This window comes from Gordonia terrae, from assembly GCF_001698225.1.
GTDB lineage: Bacteria > Actinomycetota > Actinomycetes > Mycobacteriales > Mycobacteriaceae > Gordonia > Gordonia terrae.
Genome location: NZ_CP016594.1, coordinates 3661794 through 3681608, shown reverse-complemented (window position 1 = coordinate 3681608; position 19815 = coordinate 3661794). Strand labels below are relative to the sequence as shown.

19 protein-coding genes are annotated in these 19815 nt (G+C 68.9%); 14 read left to right on the top strand and 5 right to left on the bottom strand.

The window, feature by feature from the left end:
• Positions 1-19: 19 nt before the first annotated feature.
• Together BCM27_RS16500 and rpmB are read right to left on the bottom strand one after the other, a co-directional pair.
• Positions 20-856, bottom strand: coding sequence for an enoyl-CoA hydratase/isomerase family protein (locus BCM27_RS16500; protein ID WP_004023093.1), 837 nt, complete (start codon positions 854-856; stop codon positions 20-22).
• Between the two features lie 109 nt (positions 857-965).
• Entirely contained in the window at positions 966-1157 is a 192-nt protein-coding gene (rpmB, locus tag BCM27_RS16495; protein WP_004023092.1) for a 50S ribosomal protein L28, read from the bottom strand.
• Between the two features lie 283 nt (positions 1158-1440).
• Here rpmB and BCM27_RS16490 point away from each other — a divergent pair, with 283 nt between their 5' ends.
• The 3 genes from BCM27_RS16490 to BCM27_RS16480 all read left to right on the top strand — a co-directional run bounded on the left by BCM27_RS16490 (position 1441) and on the right by BCM27_RS16480 (position 6197).
• Positions 1441-3090, top strand: a complete 1650-nt coding sequence (locus BCM27_RS16490) for a DAK2 domain-containing protein (protein ID WP_004023091.1) — start codon at positions 1441-1443, stop codon at positions 3088-3090.
• Positions 3087-5333, top strand: coding sequence for an ATP-dependent DNA helicase RecG (recG, locus tag BCM27_RS16485; RefSeq protein WP_004023090.1), 2247 nt, complete (start codon positions 3087-3089; stop codon positions 5331-5333). Before BCM27_RS16490 ends, recG begins: the two co-directional genes overlap by 4 nt.
• A gap of 75 nt (positions 5334-5408) precedes the next feature.
• Positions 5409-6197: an HNH endonuclease family protein gene (locus BCM27_RS16480; RefSeq protein WP_033203965.1), complete on the top strand. Its 789-nt coding sequence runs from the start codon at positions 5409-5411 to the stop codon at positions 6195-6197.
• A 35-nt stretch (positions 6198-6232) separates the two neighbouring features.
• Here BCM27_RS16480 and BCM27_RS16475 read toward each other — a convergent pair whose 3' ends face one another.
• Genes BCM27_RS16475 through BCM27_RS16465 form a run of 3 tightly spaced genes read right to left on the bottom strand, consistent with a single transcriptional unit; the run spans position 6233 to position 9494 of the window.
• Positions 6233-6838: a mycothiol-dependent nitroreductase Rv2466c family protein gene (locus BCM27_RS16475; RefSeq protein ID WP_004023088.1), complete on the bottom strand. Its 606-nt coding sequence runs from the start codon at positions 6836-6838 to the stop codon at positions 6233-6235.
• 34 nt (positions 6839-6872) lie between these two features.
• On the bottom strand, positions 6873-7277 hold the full coding sequence (locus tag BCM27_RS16470) for a DUF302 domain-containing protein (RefSeq protein ID WP_004023087.1): 405 nt from the start codon (positions 7275-7277) through the stop codon (positions 6873-6875).
• A gap of 57 nt (positions 7278-7334) precedes the next feature.
• Positions 7335-9494 carry an MMPL family transporter gene (locus BCM27_RS16465; RefSeq protein WP_004023086.1) on the bottom strand — a complete coding sequence of 720 codons (2160 nt, stop codon included), beginning with the start codon at positions 9492-9494 and terminating at the stop codon, positions 7335-7337.
• A 150-nt stretch (positions 9495-9644) separates the two neighbouring features.
• Here BCM27_RS16465 and BCM27_RS16460 point away from each other — a divergent pair, with 150 nt between their 5' ends.
• The 11 genes from BCM27_RS16460 to BCM27_RS16410 all read left to right on the top strand — a co-directional run bounded on the left by BCM27_RS16460 (position 9645) and on the right by BCM27_RS16410 (position 19806).
• Positions 9645-9911: a metal-sensitive transcriptional regulator gene (locus BCM27_RS16460; protein WP_010841296.1), complete on the top strand. Its 267-nt coding sequence runs from the start codon at positions 9645-9647 to the stop codon at positions 9909-9911.
• Between the two features lie 111 nt (positions 9912-10022).
• Entirely contained in the window at positions 10023-11336 is a 1314-nt protein-coding gene (locus BCM27_RS16455; RefSeq protein ID WP_004023084.1) for a glutamate-5-semialdehyde dehydrogenase, read from the top strand.
• Positions 11336-12280, top strand: coding sequence for an AAA family ATPase (locus tag BCM27_RS16450; RefSeq protein WP_051987154.1), 945 nt, complete (start codon positions 11336-11338; stop codon positions 12278-12280). Before BCM27_RS16455 ends, BCM27_RS16450 begins: the two co-directional genes overlap by 1 nt.
• Positions 12280-13677, top strand: coding sequence for a vWA domain-containing protein (locus BCM27_RS16445; RefSeq protein WP_004023082.1), 1398 nt, complete (start codon positions 12280-12282; stop codon positions 13675-13677). The genes BCM27_RS16450 and BCM27_RS16445 overlap by 1 nt, the downstream gene beginning before the upstream one ends.
• Positions 13678-13725: 48 nt before the next feature.
• Positions 13726-14505, top strand: a complete 780-nt coding sequence (gene nadD / locus BCM27_RS16440) for a nicotinate-nucleotide adenylyltransferase (RefSeq protein ID WP_004023081.1) — start codon at positions 13726-13728, stop codon at positions 14503-14505.
• Positions 14506-14515: 10 nt separating this feature from the next.
• Positions 14516-14878 (top strand): ribosome silencing factor, encoded by a 363-nt coding sequence (gene rsfS / locus BCM27_RS16435; protein ID WP_004023080.1) that lies wholly within the window; start codon positions 14516-14518, stop codon positions 14876-14878.
• Positions 14875-15588 (top strand): histidine phosphatase family protein, encoded by a 714-nt coding sequence (locus tag BCM27_RS16430; protein ID WP_004023079.1) that lies wholly within the window; start codon positions 14875-14877, stop codon positions 15586-15588. The genes rsfS and BCM27_RS16430 overlap by 4 nt, the downstream gene beginning before the upstream one ends.
• A gap of 13 nt (positions 15589-15601) precedes the next feature.
• Positions 15602-16408, top strand: a complete 807-nt coding sequence (gene octT, locus BCM27_RS16425) for a diglucosylglycerate octanoyltransferase (protein WP_004023078.1) — start codon at positions 15602-15604, stop codon at positions 16406-16408.
• A 31-nt stretch (positions 16409-16439) separates the two neighbouring features.
• The gene (locus tag BCM27_RS16420) at positions 16440-17300 is read left to right on the top strand and encodes a DegV family protein (RefSeq protein WP_004023077.1); all 861 of its coding nucleotides are present in this window, start codon (positions 16440-16442) and stop codon (positions 17298-17300) included.
• A gap of 118 nt (positions 17301-17418) precedes the next feature.
• Entirely contained in the window at positions 17419-18405 is a 987-nt protein-coding gene (locus BCM27_RS16415; protein WP_004023076.1) for a ComEA family DNA-binding protein, read from the top strand.
• Between the two features lie 3 nt (positions 18406-18408).
• Complete coding sequence (locus BCM27_RS16410) at positions 18409-19806, top strand: ComEC/Rec2 family competence protein (protein ID WP_004023075.1); 1398 nt, start codon at positions 18409-18411, stop codon at positions 19804-19806.
• Positions 19807-19815 lie beyond the last annotated feature (9 nt).

The following is a 19815-nucleotide window of genomic DNA, read 5'->3' as shown; positions in this document are numbered from 1 at the left end:
CTCAGGGAGCGGTGTCGGCTCAGCGGGTGCGCGTGAAGTCCGGTGCGCGCTTGCCGACGAAGGCGTCGACACCTTCGATGCCCTCGGGCAGCCCCGACCGTTCGGAGATCGAGCGGGCTTCGAGGGCGAGGTGCTCGACCAGCGTGGTGTCCGCGGAGACGGCGAGCAGATGCCTCGTGGCGGCGTCGGCGCCACGAGGGCCGGACGCGATGGTCTCGGCTGCCGTCCGCGCGGCCGTCTCGACCTCGTCGTCGGCGACGATCTCCGACAGCAGCCCCCACTGCAGGGCCTCCTCCGCGGTGATGACGCGGTCGGTCAGGATGATCTGTCGGGCGCGAGCGGCGCCGACCGCGCGCGGGAGTGTCCAGGTGAGTCCACCGTCGGGCGTCAGACCGATGCCGCGGTAGGCGGGCCGGAGTCTCGTGGACGGGCCGCCGATGGCCACGTCGGCGTGCAGGACCAGCGACATGCCTGCACCGGCGGCCCAACCCTTGGCGGCGACGACGACGGGGCGGTCGGCCTCGTGGAGGGCGCCGACGAGCTGATGGAAGTTGTCCGCGATCTCGCGGAGATAGGTCGGGCGGTCGTCCGCGCCGGCGAAGGCACGCACGTTCCCGCCTGCGCAGAAGTTCTTGCCCAGCCCGACGAGCAGTACGGCTCCGACGTCCCGACGGCCGCGCGCGACCTCACGGAGAGCCTGCGTGCCGGCGGCGAGCGCGTCGTCGTCGAGTGAGTTGCCTGCACCCGCGGTCGAGACCGCGACGGTGAGGACGCCGTTGTTCTCGGTCACCAGGGCATCGGAGTTCTCCCCGGCGGCGGAGTCGGCGGCGGGGGTGGCGGGGTTCGGTGAGGCCATGCGCGAAACCCTATCGCGCACACGACAAAGACCCGACGCCGGGGAGCTTGCGCTCGTGGCATCGGGTCTCGTGCTCTCGGACACCTCACCCGCGGACGGGTGCGGAAGATCAGACAGCTGCGGTCTTGCCGGCCTTCAGGCAGGAGGTGCAGACGTTCTTGCGCTTGCGGTTGCCGGGGGCGACCTCCACGCGAACGGACTGGATGTTCGGGTTCCAGCGTCGGTTGGTACGGCGGTGCGAGTGAGAAACCGACTTGCCGAAGCCCGGGCCCTTGCCGCAAATATCGCAGACGGCAGCCATCGTCGAACTCCCTTGGTAGATGATCATGGTCTGGTGGTCAGCCTCTCGAACCGATCGGCACCACCGGAAGGTGTGCGCGGCCGAGGCGAAAGGCAACCCTGCAAGGATAACCAGGTCGTGGGTACGTGACCAAATCCGGGCCGACTCGCCGCACGCGGACCCGATCGGTCGCGCCGCACGGTCGGACACCCCGAGTAACCTTGCACACAACCTCACCAGCCGGTCACGTCGCCCGCGAGAGCACTGCCCGTCGCGCGCCGCGTCTGCGAGAAAGAGTTCCCGTGTGATCGCCCGCACCGTCAACCCGCAGTTGCTGCGCGACTGGGCCCGTACCTCGGTCGAGCAGCTCGAATCGCTGCGCGGCGAGATCAACGACCTCAACGTCTTCCCGATCCCGGATTCGGACACCGGCAGCAACATGCTCTTCACGATGCGTGCGGCGGCCGAGGCGGTCGAGAGGACCCCGCCCGACGCATCCCTGCCCGAGGTGGCGCGCGCGATGGCCGACGGTGCGGTCGCGCAGGCGCGCGGCAACTCGGGGATCATCCTCTCCCAGGTCCTCGTCGGGCTCGCGGACGGTGCCGAGATCCTCGGCGACACGGATGCGCTGACCTTCGCCGAACTGTCGACGCTGGGACTCCGCCTCGGTTCGCTCGCGGCGACCCGCGCGGTGAGCGAACCGCGCGAGGGCACGGTCCTCACCCTGGTACGGGTGGCAGCCGAGGCGGCCGCGGCACACGAGAACGAGTCGCCTGCCGACCAGGTGCGCGCGGTCGCCGACGACTGCGCCGAGGCACTCGAACGCACTCCGGAACAGCTGTCGGTGCTCGCTAACGCCGGCGTGGTGGACGCGGGCGGACGCGGATTCCTCGCGATCGTCGACGCCATGGTCAAGGTGATCACCGGCGTCTCTCACCGTCGGCGCCGTTACCGGGGCATCCTCACCGACAGCACCACCCTCGGACACGGGCCGGACGACAGCTGCGTCGACGGCAGCGACCAGGACTTCGAGGTCATGTACCTCCTCGACGGGGCGGCCGGCGAGCAGATCGCCGAACTCCGCGCACGACTCGACGACCTCGGCGACGCGGTGGTGATCGTCGGTGACAGTTCCAGCGGTGAGGGCGAACGGTTCTCGGTGCACGTGCACACCTGCGAGCCGGGTGCGGCGGTGGAGGCCGGCGCGGGCATCGGGCAGCTCTCGGACATCCGGATCAGCTGCTTCGCCCTCGATGCCATTCGAGCGCAGGCGGATTCGGCGGAACCGCCGCCCCGGCACAAGCGTGCTGTCGTGGTCGTCGTGTCCGGTGACGGCGCGGCCGAACTGTTCGGCGAGGCCGGTGCTGTCGTGCTGCGCGCCGACGACGGTCTCTCCGCGCACGAATTGGGGCAGGCGATCCGCGACACCGACAGTGGGCATGTCGTCGTGATGGCCAACGGAGCGCTGACCTCGCAGGACCTCGTCACGGTGGCCACCGAGGTGCGGTCCAACCAGCGTTCGGTGCTCATGCTGCCGACCTCGTCGATGACCCAGTGTCTGGCGGCCCTCGCCGTGCACGATCCGAGTGAGGTGCCCGACGTCGACGCCTACGCGATGGCCGAGGCGGCTGCCGGTGCGCGCTGGGGATCGCTGCAGTCGGCGACGACGAGGATGATGACGCTGGCCGGGATGAGCGATGTCGGCGACGTGCTGGGACTGATCGGCGACGACGTTCTCGTGGTCGCGCCGGATCAGACGTCGGCGTGCACCGCCCTCGTCGACCTCATGCTCTCCACCGGAGGTGAACTCGTGACAGTGCTCGCCGGTGTCGACGTCGACGAGGCCGCCCTCGAGGCCGTGGGCGAGCAGATGCGGCGCAGTTACCCGGGTATCGAACTGGCGGTGTATCGCACCGGGCAGCGCGCCGATCTCATCCAGGTGGGTGTGGAGTGACCGAGCTGGTGCTGTCGGATTCGCTGGCCGACGTCTTGGGGGTCAAGCCCGCCGAACAGCTGGCCACTGTGGGCGTGCACACGGTCGGCGAACTGTTGCGGTACACGCCGCGTCGGTACATCCGACGCGGCCACGTGGCCGACCAGGAACGACCCGAGCCCGGTGAGTGGCTGACGATCGTCGGGCGGATCACCAAGTCCGATCTCATCAAGATGAGAAGCCGCAAAGGGTCTTTCCTCAAGGTGAAGGTGACCGACGACAACGACGTCTACGAGGCCAGCTTCTTCAACGCGTACCGGATCAAGGGATTGTTGCGGCCCGGCGCGCGGGTGATGATGGCCGGCGCGGTCAAGTACTTCCGCGACCAGATCCAGTTGTCCCATCCCGAATGGATGATCCTGCCCGACGGCGACCCGGAGATCGAGGACGTCGTCGGCTCCAAGATGCTGACCGAGATGTACGCGATCGAGGAGCAGGTCACGGGCGAGCGGGGCGAGCACCCGCTGGTCACGATGTTCGACCGGGACATCCTGCCGATGTACCCGGCCAACAAGAACATCCAGACCTGGGACATCGTCGGCGCCCTCCGTCGGGTGTTGAGCGAGAGCGCACCGATTCCTGATGCCCTGACCGAGGCGCAACGGCGGGCGCGGGGACTCGTGAGCACCGACGAGGCAATTCGCAAGATCCACCTGCCCGATTCCGAGGACGACGTGAAGGTCGCGTCCCATCGGCTGAAGTTCGACGAGGCGCTGGCCATCCAGACCGTGCTGGCGCAGCGTCGACTGGCGGGCCGAAATGATTCGGCGCCACCGTGCCCGCGGGTGCCCGGCGGTCTCGAGGACAAGTTGCGTGACCGGCTCCCGTTCACGCTGACCGACGGTCAGGTCGAGGTGGGCGAGGAGCTCGCCGAGGATCTGGCCCGCGCGCAGCCGATGTCGCGGCTGCTGCAGGGTGAGGTCGGGTCCGGGAAGACTCTCGTGTCGTTGCTGGCGATGCTCCGGGTCGTCGACAACGGGTTCCAGTGCGCGATCCTGGCACCGACGGAAGTTCTTGCCGCGCAGCACTATCGGACCATGAGGACGATGCTGGGCGACCTCGCCGAGGCGGGCGAGCTGACCGCGGCCGAAGGTGCGACGCGGATCGCGCTGCTGACAGGGTCGATGAAGACGAAGGGTCGGCGCGAGACGCTGCTCGACGTGGTCACCGGACAGGCGGGCATCGTGATCGGGACGCACGCGCTCCTCGAGGACAAGGTCGAGTTCTTCGACCTCGGACTCGTCGTGATCGACGAGCAGCACCGATTCGGTGTGGAGCAGCGAGACGTGTTGCGCGGCAAGGGACGCAACGGACGCATCCCGCACTTCCTCGTGATGACCGCGACGCCGATCCCGCGAACCGTCGCCATGACCGCGTTCGGCGATCTGGAGACGTCGGTGCTCCGCGAGCTGCCGCGCGGCCGTCAGCCGATCACCACCTCCGTGGTGCCCACGAGCCGGGCCTCGTGGGTCGACCGCGTCTGGTCGCGGGCCAATGAGGAGATCGAGGCGGGTCGCCAGGTCTACGTCGTGTGTTCGCGGATCGGCGACGGTCCCGAGCCCGAACCCGACGGGGACGACGAGAAGGGCCCGAAGACGACGTCGGTGATCGAGCAGTACGAGGCCCTGGTCTCCGGTCCGTTCGCGCATCGCCGAGTCGAGCTGTTGCACGGCCGGTTACCCGCAGACGAGAAGAACGCCGTCATGGACGCTTTCGGCCGGGGCGAGGTCGACGTCCTGGTGTCGACCACCGTCATCGAGGTGGGTGTGGACGTGCCGAACGCGACCACGATGGTCATCGTCGACGCCGATCGCTTCGGCGTGAGCCAGCTGCATCAGTTGCGTGGTCGCGTGGGCCGCGGTCGGCACGCCGGACTGTGCCTGCTCATGACGAACGCCCGTGACACGTCCCCGTCGATGGATCGCCTCCGCGCCGTCGCGGGCTCCAACGACGGATTCGAGCTCGCGCGAGTAGATCTCGAACAGCGACGGGAAGGCGATCTGCTCGGGTCTCTCCAGTCCGGCGTGAACACCTCGTTGCGGTTCCTCTCCCTGCTCGAGGACGTCGAGGTCATCGAGGATGCTCGCGAACTCGCGGAAGACGTCGTGGGCGAGGACATCACCCTGCTCGAACACCGGCCGCTCGCCGACGTCGTCGACGGCATCCTCGTCCCGCACAAGATCGCGTATCTCGACAAGTCCTGACCGACGTTCTGCGGCATTCGCGCGGTACCGGGTTCGTCGCGGAACCGGATGGTCGCCGTATGCGTCTGAGAATGCATGGTGGTGCGCGATGCTCGGCGGCGTTCGCCGACTCTCCGGCGTATGTGCATGCGGTTGCGATGGATGCTCTGGACCCCGCGGGACACACCGTCCTGGCCTGCGCGCCGGTGGGCGATGCTCATCGCTGCCGTCGTCACGGCAGTGGCGGTCGCGGTCGGCGTCGACGGACACCGGGCCGGCCCCGCCATCGGCCCGGGGATACGGACGATGGCCGGCGAGGCGGCGGTATCGCTGGCGGCGATACCGGTCTCGGCCGAACGCACCGATCGCGAGGACTACGACCGGTCGGCGTTCGGCAGTGCCTGGTCCGACGCCGCGTCCGTACCCGGGAGCGGCAACGGATGCGATACGCGCAACGACGTACTCGCGCGCGATCTGCGCGATGTCAGCGCCGGTCCGGTGTCGAGTTGCCCACGTGCGGTTCTCGCCGGCGAACTGCGGAGTCCGTACACCGGTGACTTCGTCGTCTTCCGACGGGACCGGAGCGCGGCCGCGGTGCAGATCGACCACATCGTCCCGCTGTCCTATGCCTGGGACATGGGCGCGTGGTCGTGGACAGCCGCCAGGAGGCTGGACTTCGCCAATGATCCGGCCAATCTCGTTGCGGTCGACGGGCACTCGAATCAGGACAAGAGCGACTCCGAACCGGCCCGCTGGATGCCGCCCGCGACCGGATTCTGGTGTCAGTACGCGATCCAGTTCGTGATGGTCACAGCAGCCTACGGATTGGCCATCGACGAACCGTCGCGGCGCGTCCTCTCGGAGGCTTTGCGGTGCGGGGGATAGTGGGTGACCGCTCTCCCGCCCGCGGCCACCGAGCCTCACGACGAGAAGGTCGGCGGCGCCCCGGTCGGACGCTTGAACTGCGCGAAGGTCGATGTGCCGCCGAGTGTGACGAGTGCGGTGAAGAGGTCCTCGGCCTCGTCGCCGGCCGGGACGGCAGTGAGTACGGGACCGAAGAAGTGGTGCCCGTCGATGCCGGTGATGGGGCTGCCGCCGGCCTCGCCCAACGCATCCTGGCCGCGCTGATGCGATGCGCGCAGCGCCTCGTCGAACGATGCGTCATCCATGGCCTCGGCCGGCCCCGGACCAAGCCCCACCTCGGACAGGGTCTCGGCGACGACCGCGGGGGTCATCTGGTCGCCGCGGTGGTGGAGTCGTCGGCCGATCGCCGAGTACAGGGGCTCGAGCACCTCGGCACCGGACTCCTCGGCGGCGGCGGTCAGCACACGTCCGAGTCGCCGTGAGGTGTCGAGTTGCAGGCGCTGCTCGGCGGAGTCCGGCTCCTGATCCTCGTTCAGGATTGCCAGGCTCATCACGTGCCAGGTGATGGAGGCATGGTGCGCGTCGGCCCGGTCGATGAGCCACCTGGAGGCCGCCCAGGCGAAGGGGCACACGGGGTCGAAGTGAAAGTCGAAGTGGGTCATGAGGACTCCAGGATCTCGAAGTCGGACGGTGTGCTCACCGCTGCGATGACAGGGCATCGATCGCGGCGCCCAACTTCTCCGCGGCGTCGCGCGCGACCGGCTCGAGGTCCGGTTCGTCCGAGACCTGCACCATGAGGTCGGGGTTCATCGCCTCGACGAGGGTCTGGTTCGGATCGTCGGGATCGGACCGGACGACGACGTTGCAGGGCAACAACAACCCGATCTGCCGCTGGACGCCGAGCGCGCGGTGTGCGAGCGGCGGATTGCAGGCGCCCAGGATGAGATACGGCTCCATGTCTTCGTCGAGTTTCGTCTTGAGCGTCGCCTTGACGTCGATCTCGGTGAGGACGCCGAACCCCTGGTCGGCGAGGGCGGCGCGGGTGCGCGCGACGGCCTCCTCGAACGGGAGCTGCAGCGTCGTGGCCAATGCGAGTGACATTGTGATTCCTTTCGTTGTCGACCATTTCGGGTCGATGTGTACCCGTTTCGGGCGAAGTCAATGCGAGAAGGCGATGGCGGGCAGGACTCGACGCAACCAGGACGGCGTCCACCACGCCGCCCGGCCCGTGATGCGTAACAGCGCCGGCAGGAGCGTGAGCCGGATCAGGATGGCGTCGAGCAGGACCGCCACGCCCAGGATGATCCCCATCTCCTTCGGGGGGAGCGGTTCGGCCAGAGCGAAGGTGAAGAACACCGCCACCATGACCGCGGCCGCCGCGAAGATGATGCGGCCGGAATGGGCCATCCCGTCGATCTGGGCCTGCGCCGGGTCGTCGGAGCGCTCGTAATGCTCCTTGGCCGTGGCGAGCAGGAAGACGGTGTAGTCCATCGCGATCGCGAAGATCATGGCGAAGAAGAACACCGGGCCCCATCCGTCGAGGAAGCCCTGCGGGGTGAAACCCAGCAGGTCGGCGAGGTGGCCGTCCTGGAAGACCAGTTTCGCGACGCCGAACGCCGCAGCGGTGGACAGCAGGCTCACCACGGTGCCGATGAGTGCGATCAGCGGTGCTTGCAGTGACACCAGGAGCAGGAGGAAACCGAGGACGAGGATGACGGAGACGACGAGAGGGAGGTAGTCGTTCAGCGCCTGCTGTAGGTCGAGGTTCTCGGTGGGGGCGCCGCCGACCAGAGCGCCTCCGGGCAATGCGTCACGCAGGTCGCCGACGATCGTGGCCAACTGCTCACCGGACGGATCAACCGTCGGAAGAGCCTGCATGAGAACGTATCCCGAGCCATCCGCGGCCGACATCGGGGGAGTGACCATCTCGATGCCCGGGGACTGTGCCGCGACCGCGGCGGTCTGCTGCGCCTCGTCGACGGGTGCGACGATCTGCAACATCCCCGGTGCGCCCTCGCCCATCTGCGACTGCACGAGTTCGTAGCCCTGGCGGACGGGGGCATCGGCCGGGACGACATTGATGGAGGGCATCGCGACCTTCAGCCCGAAGACCGGGATCGCGAGAGCGATGAGCACGCCCAGAGAGCCTGCGGCAATCGTCCACGGGTGGCGGTGCAGGAAGCCGCCCCAGCGGGCGAACAACGGAGATCGGTGCTGCTGGCGGCGCGCGTATGGCATCGAGACCGCGTTGACCCCATCGCCGAGCTTGCCCAGTGCGGCGGGCAGCAGTGTCAGGGTGGCGGCCAGGACGAACACGACGGCGAGCATGATGCCCACGGCCATCGTTCGCACCGCGGGTGCGGGAACCAGCAGCACGGCCGACAGGCTCACCAAGACGGTGATGCCGGAGAGCAACACTGCTTTTCCTGAGGTGTCCATGGTCTCGGCGACCGCGGCACGCATGTTGTCGCCGCGGCCGCGGATGGCGTCGCGGAAGCGCGACACGATGAACAGTGCGTAGTCGATGCCCAGGGCGAGGGCGAACATCATGGCGAAGTTGATCGCCCACACCGAGATCGGGGTGACCTGGTTGAGCAGGACGAGTCCGCCCGCGGACGCGACGAGCCCGGCGATGGTCAGCAGCAGGGGGAGCCCGGCCGCGACGAGCGACCCGAACGCGAGAACCATGATCGTCAACGTGACCGGCCAGGAGAACAGTTCGGCCTTGATCATCGCGTCGTGGTTGGCCTTGTTGAAGTCGCTCCACAACGCCGACGCCCCGGTCGGATAGACCTCGACGCCGTCATCGGACAGGTCGGTCAGCTCCTCTTTGTGCTCGTCGACGGCGCGCACCATCTCGTTGGTGTCGGCGGCGGCACCCAAGATGACGATTCCGGTGTGGCCGTCGGGGCTGATCGACATTCCCGGCTGTGGCGGGAGGACCTGCGCGAAGCGGTCATCCGAGGCGGCGATCGCGCTGACCTTCGCGACCACCTCGTCAACCGCGGGACTGTCGACCGTGTCGCGCTCGGAGTGGACGACCACCTGCACCGCAGCCGAGGAGTTTCCGCCGAAGTGCTGCTGGGCCAGCTCGCGGACCTGCACGGACTCCGATCCGTTTGCCTGCCAGCCCGCCCCGGCGAGCGAGGAGAACACCGACGGTGCCGCCGCTCCGAGGATCACCAGCAGGAGGAGCCACACACCGAACACCCACCGCGCGTGCCCGGCCATCGCCGCGCCCCACCGGCCGAGCGGGCCGGGGGAAGTCGCCGGATCAGTGACAACCGCCTCGTCTGACGAGGCGCTGGTCGAAGCCATGATGTTCCTTTCTTGTATACCCCTGGGGGTATCGTCTCTGGCGGCAAACATACCCAAGGGGGTATCGTCCGTCAAGAAATCTGCACGACCGGACACCGGTCGTGCCCGAACCCGGAGGGAGCCTCCATGGCCGTTGACGAGAAGCCGCACATGGCTGTCGGCGAAGAAGCGATGAGCGCAGTGCTCAACCGGCTGCGACGAGCCCAGGGGCAGCTCGCAGGCGTGATCGCGATGATCGAGGCGGGCCGTGACTGCAAGGATGTCGTCACGCAGCTCGCCGCGGTGTCGCGGGCGCTCGACCGCGCCGGCTTCAAGATCGTGGCGTCGGGAATGCGCCAGTGCATCGAGACCGTTGACGGTGAGCAACCGCCGTTGACCGAGGCCGAACTCGAGAAGCTGTTTCTCGCCCTGGCCTGAGGACGCAGTGCGGGCCTCACTCGTCGGGTCCCCCGACCGTCGGGGCTACTCTGAGGACGGCACTTTCCCGGGCGTCCCGGCCCGTGAACCACCGCGAAGTCGAGGATGTTGATGAGCGCACCCACCGCAGAACAGTCCGTCGCCGGACGCGGGCCCGGCACCGAGAAGGCCGCCGGCGAGAAGTCGGACATCGAGAAAGCCGTCCTCGGGCTCGCCCGGGCCGCCAAGTCGGCGTCCCGCTCGCTGGGTGGTCTGACGACCGCCGCCAAGAACGAGGTCCTCCTCGCGGCGGCCGACGCCGTCGAGGCGGCGACGGAGACCATCCTCGCCGCCAACGCCGAGGACATCGCCCGTGCCGAAGAAGCCGACATCGAGGTGAGCCTGCTCGACCGCCTGCGGCTCGACGAGTCCCGCGTGGCGGGCATCGCCGACGGACTGCGACAGGTCGCCGTGCTCCCGGACCCGATCGGCGAGGTGGTGGCGGGCAAGACCCTGCCCAACGGTCTTCAGCTCCGCCAGCTCAGAGTCCCCCTCGGCGTCGTGGGAATCGTCTACGAGGCGCGGCCCAATGTCACCGTCGACGCCTTCGGGATTTCCTTCAAATCCGGTAACGCGGTACTCCTGCGCGGCTCGTCGTCGGCGGCGTCGTCGAATGCCGAACTCGTTCGCGTGCTGCGGGAGACCCTGTCGTCCAAGGGGGTCAGCGCGGACGCGGTGTCGCTGCTGCCCAGCGAGGATCGCGCCAGTGTCACCGCGCTCATCCGGGCGCGCGGACTCGTCGACGTGGTGATTCCACGCGGGGGTGCCGGACTCATCGACGCCGTGGTGTCCAACGCGACCGTGCCGACGATCGAGACCGGCGTCGGCAACTGCCATGTCTACGTCCATGCGCTCGCCGACCTCGACGTCGCGGCGCGGGTCATTCTCAACTCCAAGACCCGCAGGCCCAGTGTCTGCAACACCGCCGAGACCGTGCTCATCGACAAGGCCGTTGCCGCCGAGGCGCTTCCGCGCATCACCTCGGTGCTACAGACGCAGGGGGTGGTCATCCACGGCGACGAGCCGGGTATGGAGCCGGCCACCGAGGACGACTGGTCCATGGAGTACCTGTCGATGGACATCGCGATGAAGGTCGTCGACGACCTGGACGCCGCGGTCGCCCACATCGACACCTACGGGACCGGCCACACCGAGGCGATCATCACCACGGACCTGTCGGCCGCCGACGAGTTCACGCGACGCGTGGACGCCGCTGCAGTGATGGTGAACGCCTCCACGGCCTTCACCGACGGCGAGCAGTTCGGCTTCGGTGCCGAGATCGGCATCTCCACTCAGAAACTCCACGCCCGGGGCCCGATGGGTCTCCCGGAATTGACCTCGACCAAATGGGTGGTCTGGGGCAACGGCCACGTGCGGCCCGCCTGATGAGCGCCGATACCCCGGGTACGGGGACCGCTCAGTACACGGGTTCGGGACCGGCCGTCGTGCCGTCGTTCGAGGGGGTCGACGACGTCGTCGGACGTCTGCGGGCCACGGGTTATCTCGCCGACGACGCCACCGCGACGTCGACGTTCCTGGCCGATCGGCTGGGCAAGCCGCTGCTGGTCGAAGGCCCCGCGGGTGTCGGCAAGACCGAATTGGCCCGGTCCATCGCCGCGGCGACGGATGCCGAACTCATCCGGTTGCAGTGCTACGAGGGCATCGACGAGGCCCGAGCCCTGTACGAGTGGAACCACGCCAAGCAGATCCTGCACATCCAGGCGACCGGTGACCGTGCGTGGGATGAGGCCAAGGCCGACATCTTCTCCGACGAGTTCCTGCTGCCGCGGCCGCTTCTGAAGGCGATCTCGCGGGAGGGCGCAACCGTGCTCCTCATCGACGAGGTCGACAAGGCCGACGTCGACATGGAAGGCCTGTTGCTGGAAGTGCTCAGCGACTTCGCCATCACCATTCCCGAGATGGGAACCGTTGCTGCGCAACGGCGTCCGATCGTGTTGCTCACGTCCAACGCGACCCGCGAGCTGTCCGAGGCGCTCAAGCGCCGCTGCCTCTACCTCTACATCGACTTCCCGGATGCCGAGCGCGAGAAGGAGATCCTCGCCTCGCGCGTGCCGAACCTGTCGGACTCGCTCAGCGCCGAGCTGGTGCGCATCGTCGGCGTCCTGCGCACTCTGGACATCCGCAAGAAGCCGTCGGTGGCCGAGACCATCGACTGGGCCAACACGCTGCTGGCTCTGGGGGCGGGCGAGAAGGCGACGGCCAAGAGCGGCGGCGGATTCGACGACGGGCTCATCGCTCGAACACTGGGAGTGGTGCTCAAGCACCGCCCGGACCTCAAGACGGCCCTCAAAGAACTCAAGCTGGGCTGATGACGGCTCCGCTCGTCGCGCACCTCACCGATTTCGTCGATGAGCTTCGCCGACGCGGGATCGTGGTCGGGCCGTCGGCGCTGATCGACGCGGCGAGTGCGTTGGAGGTCCTCGATCTCCTCGAACGCCCTCGACTGCGGGAGGGTCTGGCGACGACACTGCTCGTCGACCATGCTCATCGCGGGGTGTTCGACCGGGTCTTCGACCTGTGGTTCCCGGTCGGTGCCGGAATGCGCACCGTCATCGAGGATCTCCCGCGTACGCCCGACGGCGAACTCGACGTCGACGCGGTCCGGGACGCGCTGGCGGAGATGCTCGCCGACGACGCCTCGGCCAACGACGGCCGGCTGGACCAGGCCATCGCGATGATCGTCGACGAGCTGGGTCGGTACGGATCGACTCGGGGCGAGGCGTTCTCGGCCTATCAGGCCATCACGGCCGTCAGTCCGCAGACGCTGATCGCCAAGATCGCCGCCGCGATGGCCGGTGATTCGGGCGGCGACGACGGCGGGCGAGCCGGCACCGAGCCGCTGTACCGGCAGGCGGCCCGCCAGAAGGCCAGTGACCTGCGTGCGGCGATCGAGCGGGAGACCCAGCGGCGTATGGCCGACCGCAACGGCCGCGAGAAGGTCGGCGCCTACGCGGTGCCGCCGCTGCCGGAGAACGTCAACTTCCTCTCGGCGGGCGCCAAGGAGCAGGTCGAGATCCGCAAGACCATCGAACCGTTGGCCAGGTTGCTGGCCGCGAAGCTCGAGACCCGGCGTCGTCGGGCCCATCGGGGTGCGGTCGATGTCCGGAAGACGTTGCGCGCGTCGATGTCCACCGGCGGCGTGCCCATCGAACTCAGTCACCGCAAGCCGCGGCCCGGGCGCCCCGAACTCATCATCATCTGCGACGTGTCGGGATCGGTCGCCGGATTCAGTCAGTTCACGCTGCGGCTGGTGTACGCACTGCGCCAACAGTTCTCGAAGGTCCGGGTGTTCGCGTTCGTCGACACCGTCGACGAGGTGACGGACTATTTCGACCACGGCGAGGAGGACTTCGGCGCGGCGATGCACCACATGATCTCCACCGCGCGGATCTCCACCCGCGACGGGCACTCCGATTACGGCAACATGCTGGCCGGATTCGTCGCCGACTACGGCGATTCGCTGACCCACCGGGGTGCGCTGCTCATCCTCGGGGACGGCCGGAACAATTATCACGACCCGCATGCCGATGCGCTGGCCGAGCTGGTCGACCGTGCCAGACACGCCTATTGGCTGAATCCGGAGGCCAAGCAGCACTGGGGCACGGGGGACTCGGCCGCGACCGACTACGCCGATGTCATCGACATGTTCGAATGCCGCAACGCCACGCAATTGGGCTCGGTCATCGCCGATCTGCTGCCGATCTGACCGGCGCCGCCGTCTCCGATCAGCACCCGACGCGTAGACTGACCGTCCATGTCACCCGACCGCCCACGTGCGCGCCGCATCGGCGTGATGGGCGGCACGTTCGACCCGATCCACAACGGGCACCTGGTCGCGGCCAGTGAGGTCGCCCACCGGTTCTCGCTGGACGAGGTCATCTTCGTCCCGACCGGCCGTCCGTGGCAGAAGATCGGCGAGCAGGAGACGGTGAGTCCCCCGGAGGACCGGTACCTCATGACGGTCATCGCCACCGCGTCGAATCCCCAGTTCAGCGTCAGTCGCGTCGACATCGATCGCGACGGGGACACCTACACCGTGGACACCCTCCGTGACCTGCGGGCGCTGCTCCCGGACGCCGAGCTGTTCTTCATCACCGGTGCCGATGCGCTCGAATCGATCCTGTCGTGGCAGGACTGGGAGGAATTGTTCGGGCTGGCCCGCTTCGTGGGAGTCAGCCGACCGGGTTACGAACTCGATGCCACCCATCTGGCGCACCATCTCGAGGCCATGCCCGCCGACACCCTCCACCTGCTCGAGATCCCGGCTCTGGCCATCTCGTCCACCGAATGTCGGACGCGCGCATCGCTGGGGCGGCCCGTCTGGTACCTGGTGCCCGACGGCGTCGTCCAGTACATCGCCAAGCGAAAGCTGTATCGTGCGCCTCGGGCGTCGTCGCCCGGCGTGTCCGCCCCGGCCCTGCCGGGGGCCAACCGCCCCGAGAAGGTCCCGGCCGGCACATCCCGGCCAGGAGAGTCGACGGACGATGCCGATGAATCCGACCGGGCCGTGGGCGAACAGGCCGTGAGCGAATGAGGAGACAAGTGTGACTGCGTCAGCTGAAGCGTTGGAGATGGCCAAGGTGGCCGCTCTGGCCGCGGCCGAGAAGCTCGCCCACGAGGTGACCGTGATCGACGTGTCGGAGCAGTTGGTGATCACCGACGCCTTCGTCATCGCGTCCGCGGACAACGAGCGCCAGGTGAATTCCATCGTCGACGAGGTCGAGGAGAAACTGCGGGAGGCCGGTCACAAGCCGCTGCGGCGTGAGGGCACGCGCGAGGGTCGGTGGGCACTTCTCGACTACGCCGACATCGTGGTGCACATCCAGCACACCGACGAGCGGCGCTTCTATGCGCTCGAGAGCCTCTGGAAGGACTGTCCGGTGGTCGAGGTGGACGGGCTGTCGTGAGTGGCGGTCCGGATTCACACGACACCGCGGTCGAGCGTCTCACCCCGGTGGTCCGACGCCTGATCCTGTTGCGGCACGGGCAGACCGAATACAACGCGGCCAGTCGGATGCAGGGTCAGCTCGACACCGATCTGTCCGATCTCGGTGTGCGGCAGGCCAATTCGGCGGCGGTGGAGCTCGCCATGCGGCAGCCCGTGGTGATCTGGTCGTCGGATCTGCGGCGGGCGCGTGACACCGCCGAGGCGCTGGCACAGCGGACCGGGTTGCCGGTGACCACCGATGTCCGGCTGCGCGAGACACATCTGGGCGAGTGGCAGGGTCTGACCCATCTGGACGTCGATGCCGTGATGCCGGGGGCCCGGGCGATCTGGCGTGACGACGCGACCTGGACACCGCCGGGCGGGGAGAGTCGCGTCGACGTCGCCCGACGATCCACCCCGCTGGTCGACGAGCTGATCGAGCAGCTGCCGGAGTGGGGTGTCGGCGACAATCCGGAAGCGCCGGTGGTGCTGGTGGCCCACGGCGGCGTCATCGCCGCGATGACGGCGGCACTCCTCGGTCTGCCGGTCGAGAACTGGCCCGCATTCGGGGGTCTCGCGAACACCAGTTGGGTGCAGCTGTCGGGTCACGGCATGCCGGGTGAACTGCCGCGGTGGCGACTGGATGTGTGGAACGCGTCCGCCGAGGACTCCGACCCGGCGGTGCAGTGAACGGGGTCCTGCGATGAGCGGGACGACCGCCGGTGGTCCGGCTCCGTCGGCCCCTGCCGACACGGGTCAGCGGTGCGTGCTGGTTCTGTCCGACTCGCTGGCCTACTACGGTCCGCAGGGCGGCCTGCCGGCCGACGACCCCCGTATCTGGCCGACCCTCGTGGGGGCGGCGACCGGTGCGCCGGTCCGGCTGTTCGGCCGGATCGGGTGGACGAGTCGGGACGTCTGGTGGGCGCTCACCCAGGATCCGAACATCTGGGCCACCGTGCCCCGCGCCGAGGTCGTGGTCCTCGCATTCGGCGGGATGGACACCTTGCCGTCGCCCCTGCCCACGGCGTTTCGGGAGCAGATCCGGTACATCCGTCCGAATGGGCTGCGGCAGCGGATCCGTGCGGCCTACGGCTGGATCCAGCCGCGGGGCTCGCACCTCGGCTGGCCGCTCGCGTTGCCGCCGCGCGTCACGATCGAGTACCTCGAGAAGATCCGGGCGGCTCTCTCCCAGCTGCGTCCGGATCTGCCGATCGTGGTGTGCCTGCCACCCACCCACCGGAGCCCGTACTACGGCAACGTCCACGCCGGCCGGATCCCGACGACCGCGGCGATGTCCCGGTGGGCGTCGAGTCACGGTCTGTCGTGCGTCGATTTCTACCCGGTCACCCGGGATTCGTTCGACGACCCGGCCGTCGAGATGAACCCGGACGGAATCCACTGGGGTTTCGCGTGCCACCGTGGGATCGCCGACCTGGTCGCCCCGGTCGTCGAGGCGGTCCGGCAGCGCGCCGACCGTGACGCCGGGGGGTCGACACCGACGCCCGTGTGAGCTCGGTGCGTGAACCCGTTAACGTAGACGCGTGCCTGTCGTCGTCGTCACAGACTCCTCGTCCCGACTGCCGCGGTCGGTGACCGAGAACTACGGGATCCGGCAGGTCCCGCTGCACATCACGGTCGACGACAAGGACTACCGCGAGGGCGTGGACGACATTCCCGCCGACATCGTGACGACGCCGGGTGTGACCACCTCCGGCGCGAACCCCAACGACTTGTCCGAGCACTTCGACGCCGCGCTCGAGGCGAGTGAGGGCGCCGGGGTCGTCGCCGTCCACATGTCCCGCCGACTGTCGGGGACCTGGAGTTCGGCTCGGTTGGCCGCGGAGAAGTTCTCCGGACAGGTGCGCGTCGTCGACTCCCGATCTGTCGGTCTCGCAGTCGGTTTCACTGCCATCGCGGCCGCCCAGGCGGCCGCGGACGGCGCCGACCGCGACCGGGTGTACGAGTCCGCGATCCGGCAGGCCGCGACGGTCGACTCGCTGTTGTGTGTGCAGCAACTCGACAACCTGCGGGCCAGCGGCCGCATCAGCGCCGCGGGCAAGCTGTTCGGGTCGGCGCTGTCGATCAAACCGATCCTGCACATGGTGGACGGCACCCTGACGCTCAAAGAGCGGCATCGTACGTTCTCCAAGGCGCTCGACAAGATGGTCGACGCCGCCGCCGACTCGGCCGGTGGCCGCGCCGTCACGGTCGGCATCCAGCACTGTCAGAGTCCCGATGTCGCCGAGGAACTCCGGGCCGCCGTCCACGCCAAGCTGAGGGTGGTCACCTCCGAGCTGATCGTCGACCTCGGCCCCATCCTCGGCACGCACGTCGGCCCCGGCGCGGTGGGCGTCGTGCTCGCCGCGCATCTCGATCCGATCGAGGGCCTCGAGGAACACTGAGATCGGCCGGCCCGTGGTGGTCGCGCCATCCACAACTCGGCGTGTCCGTCCACAGATCGCGGTGCCGGCGTCTCCACACGCGTAGCAGTGGTGATGAGAGGACCTAGCGTGTGGCCTCATGAGCGCATCAGGACGGCCGAACCCGCTGGACCGGCTGGCGCCGGTTGCCGAGCTGCCGGACCGCCGAAGCGGCACAGCAGAAATCGTGCCGGATTCCCCCTCGCGCGCGTCGGGGACCGATGACCCGGTCGGGCAGGCCGAGGAATCCGATCATCCCGGGTGGGGGATCGGCGGGATGCCGACCTGGCTCGACACCCCGCCGGTGCGGACGCCGCGCCGGCGGACGGAACCCGATGACGTCGTCGGCACCGACGACGACGACGAGGACGATGACGATCCGTTCCCTCGACGCCGCTTCGCCGTTGCACCACCGGCCGCTCTCGCGCTGATAGCGGTCGGTGTCGTCGCCTGCGCGGTGGCGGCCTTCGGGTTGTTCCGCGGGGCCGAGTCGGCACCGGTCGTGGATTTCGGTGCGGTGGCGGGCAGCTCGCGGGCACCGGATTCGTCACCGCCGGCCGCGCCGACCGCGCCGACTCCGACGCAGATGATCGTGAGTGTCGTAGGGCTCGTGCACCAACCGGGGCTGGTCCGTCTTGCCCCGGGGGCGCGGGTCGCCGAGGCGATCGACCGTGCGGGTGGGGTGCGCAAGGACGCCGATCTGCTCTCGCTGAACCTCGCACAGGTGCTCCGGGACGGTGATCAGATCCTCGTCGGCTACGCGGGCGGGGAGGGGCAGATGTCGTTGCGCAGTGCCGTCGTCGGGGCCGCCGGTGCGCCATCGCCGCCCGCCGGTGCAGCGCCGACGGGGCCCGGTCCGCCCGCCGGTGGTTCGGGAAATCCGCCGGCCTCGGGTGGGCTGGTGAACCTCAACACCGCCACCGAGGCCGATCTGGACGAGCTGCCCGGGGTCGGACCGGTGACCGCGAAGGCCATCCTGGCGTGGCGGGAACGGAACGGACGCTTCACCTCCGTCGACCAACTCGCCGAGGTCGACGGGATCGGGCCGGCGCGGCTGGCCAGGCTGCGCGACCTCGTGACGGTCTGACCGGTGGACTACCGCCTGCTGGTGCCGGCGGCGGCGGTGTGGTCGGTGACGGCGCTCGGACTGGTGGTGCCGACCGGGTACACGCTCGGGTTCGCGATCTGTTCGGGCGCGGTTGCTCTCGTCGGCACCCTGGTCTGTCTCACCGGCCGGATCGGTTGGAATGTGATCGGTCTCGTCGTCGTGGTCGCCGGACTCGCGGCCGTGTGCGCGACGTCGCTGACGCTCCGTCAAGAGGCCCGCGCCGATCATCCGCTTGCGACGACGACCGGCAAGGCGACGGTCGTGCTGGCCGTGCGCGGCGACCCCACCGTCGTCGGACAACCGTCCGCCGGACGGGTCCGGGTCCGGGTGGAGGTGGAGCAGATCGCATCCACCCGCGTTCGGGCGGCCGCCGCCGACCTGATGGGTGATGTCGACGAATGGTCGGGACTGCTGCCCGGCCAACGGGTCGTCGCGATCGTCTGGGTACGTCCCCCGCCCGCACACTCCCTCCTCGTCGCGACGCTGACGGCGCAGGGGCCGCGTCCGGTGGGCTCGCCGCCCGGGTATCAGCAGGTGGCCGGCGCGATCCGCGAGCGGCTGCAGACGCTGGCTGCGCGGGGACTCGACGAGGATGCGGCCGGACTCCTGCCCGGGCTCGTGCTCGGCGACGAGAGTTCCCTCGACGACGGCCTGCGTGACGACTTCCGCGCCGCGGGACTCAGTCACCTCACCGCGGTGAGTGGCAGCAATTTCGCGATCGTCTGCGGCGCAGCGCTTCTCGTGGTCCGCAGTGTGGGCGTGCCGCCACGGGCGGCCGCGATCATCGGGCTGTTGGTGATTCTCGGGTTCGTGGTGCTCGTGCGTCCGTCGCCGAGTGTGCTGCGGGCCGCCCTGATGGGTGCCGTCGGGATACTGGCGCTCGCCGCCTCTCGTCGGGCACAAGCCGTCCCGGCGTTGGGTGCGGCGGTCATCGGCGGCCTGTTGTGGTGGCCCGAACTGGCGTTGCAGCCGGGGTTCGCGCTGTCGGTGGCCGCCACCGGCGCCATCGTGCTGTGGGCCCCGCGGCTCCGTGACCGGCTACGCGAGTGGCGGTGCCCGACCGGCGTCGCCGAGGTCGTCGCGATGGCGGTGACCGCGCAGGTGGTCACGGCTCCGATCGTGGTCGCGGTGACCGGCACGTTCTCGGTGGTGGGGATCGTGGCGAACCTTCTCGTCGCGCCGGTCGTCGCGGTGATCAGCGTGGTCGGAACCCTCGCCGCACTCATCGGGGCGATCGGACCGCCCGACGGACCCGGCGCGTTCACGGGTGAACTGCTGGCGCGTGCCCTCGCGCCCGAGCTGTGGTGGATGGTCTCCTGTGCCCGCACCCTCGGCGGGGTGAGCTGGGCGAGTGTGGACGTATGGTCCCCGTTCGCGTGAGCCGGGTCG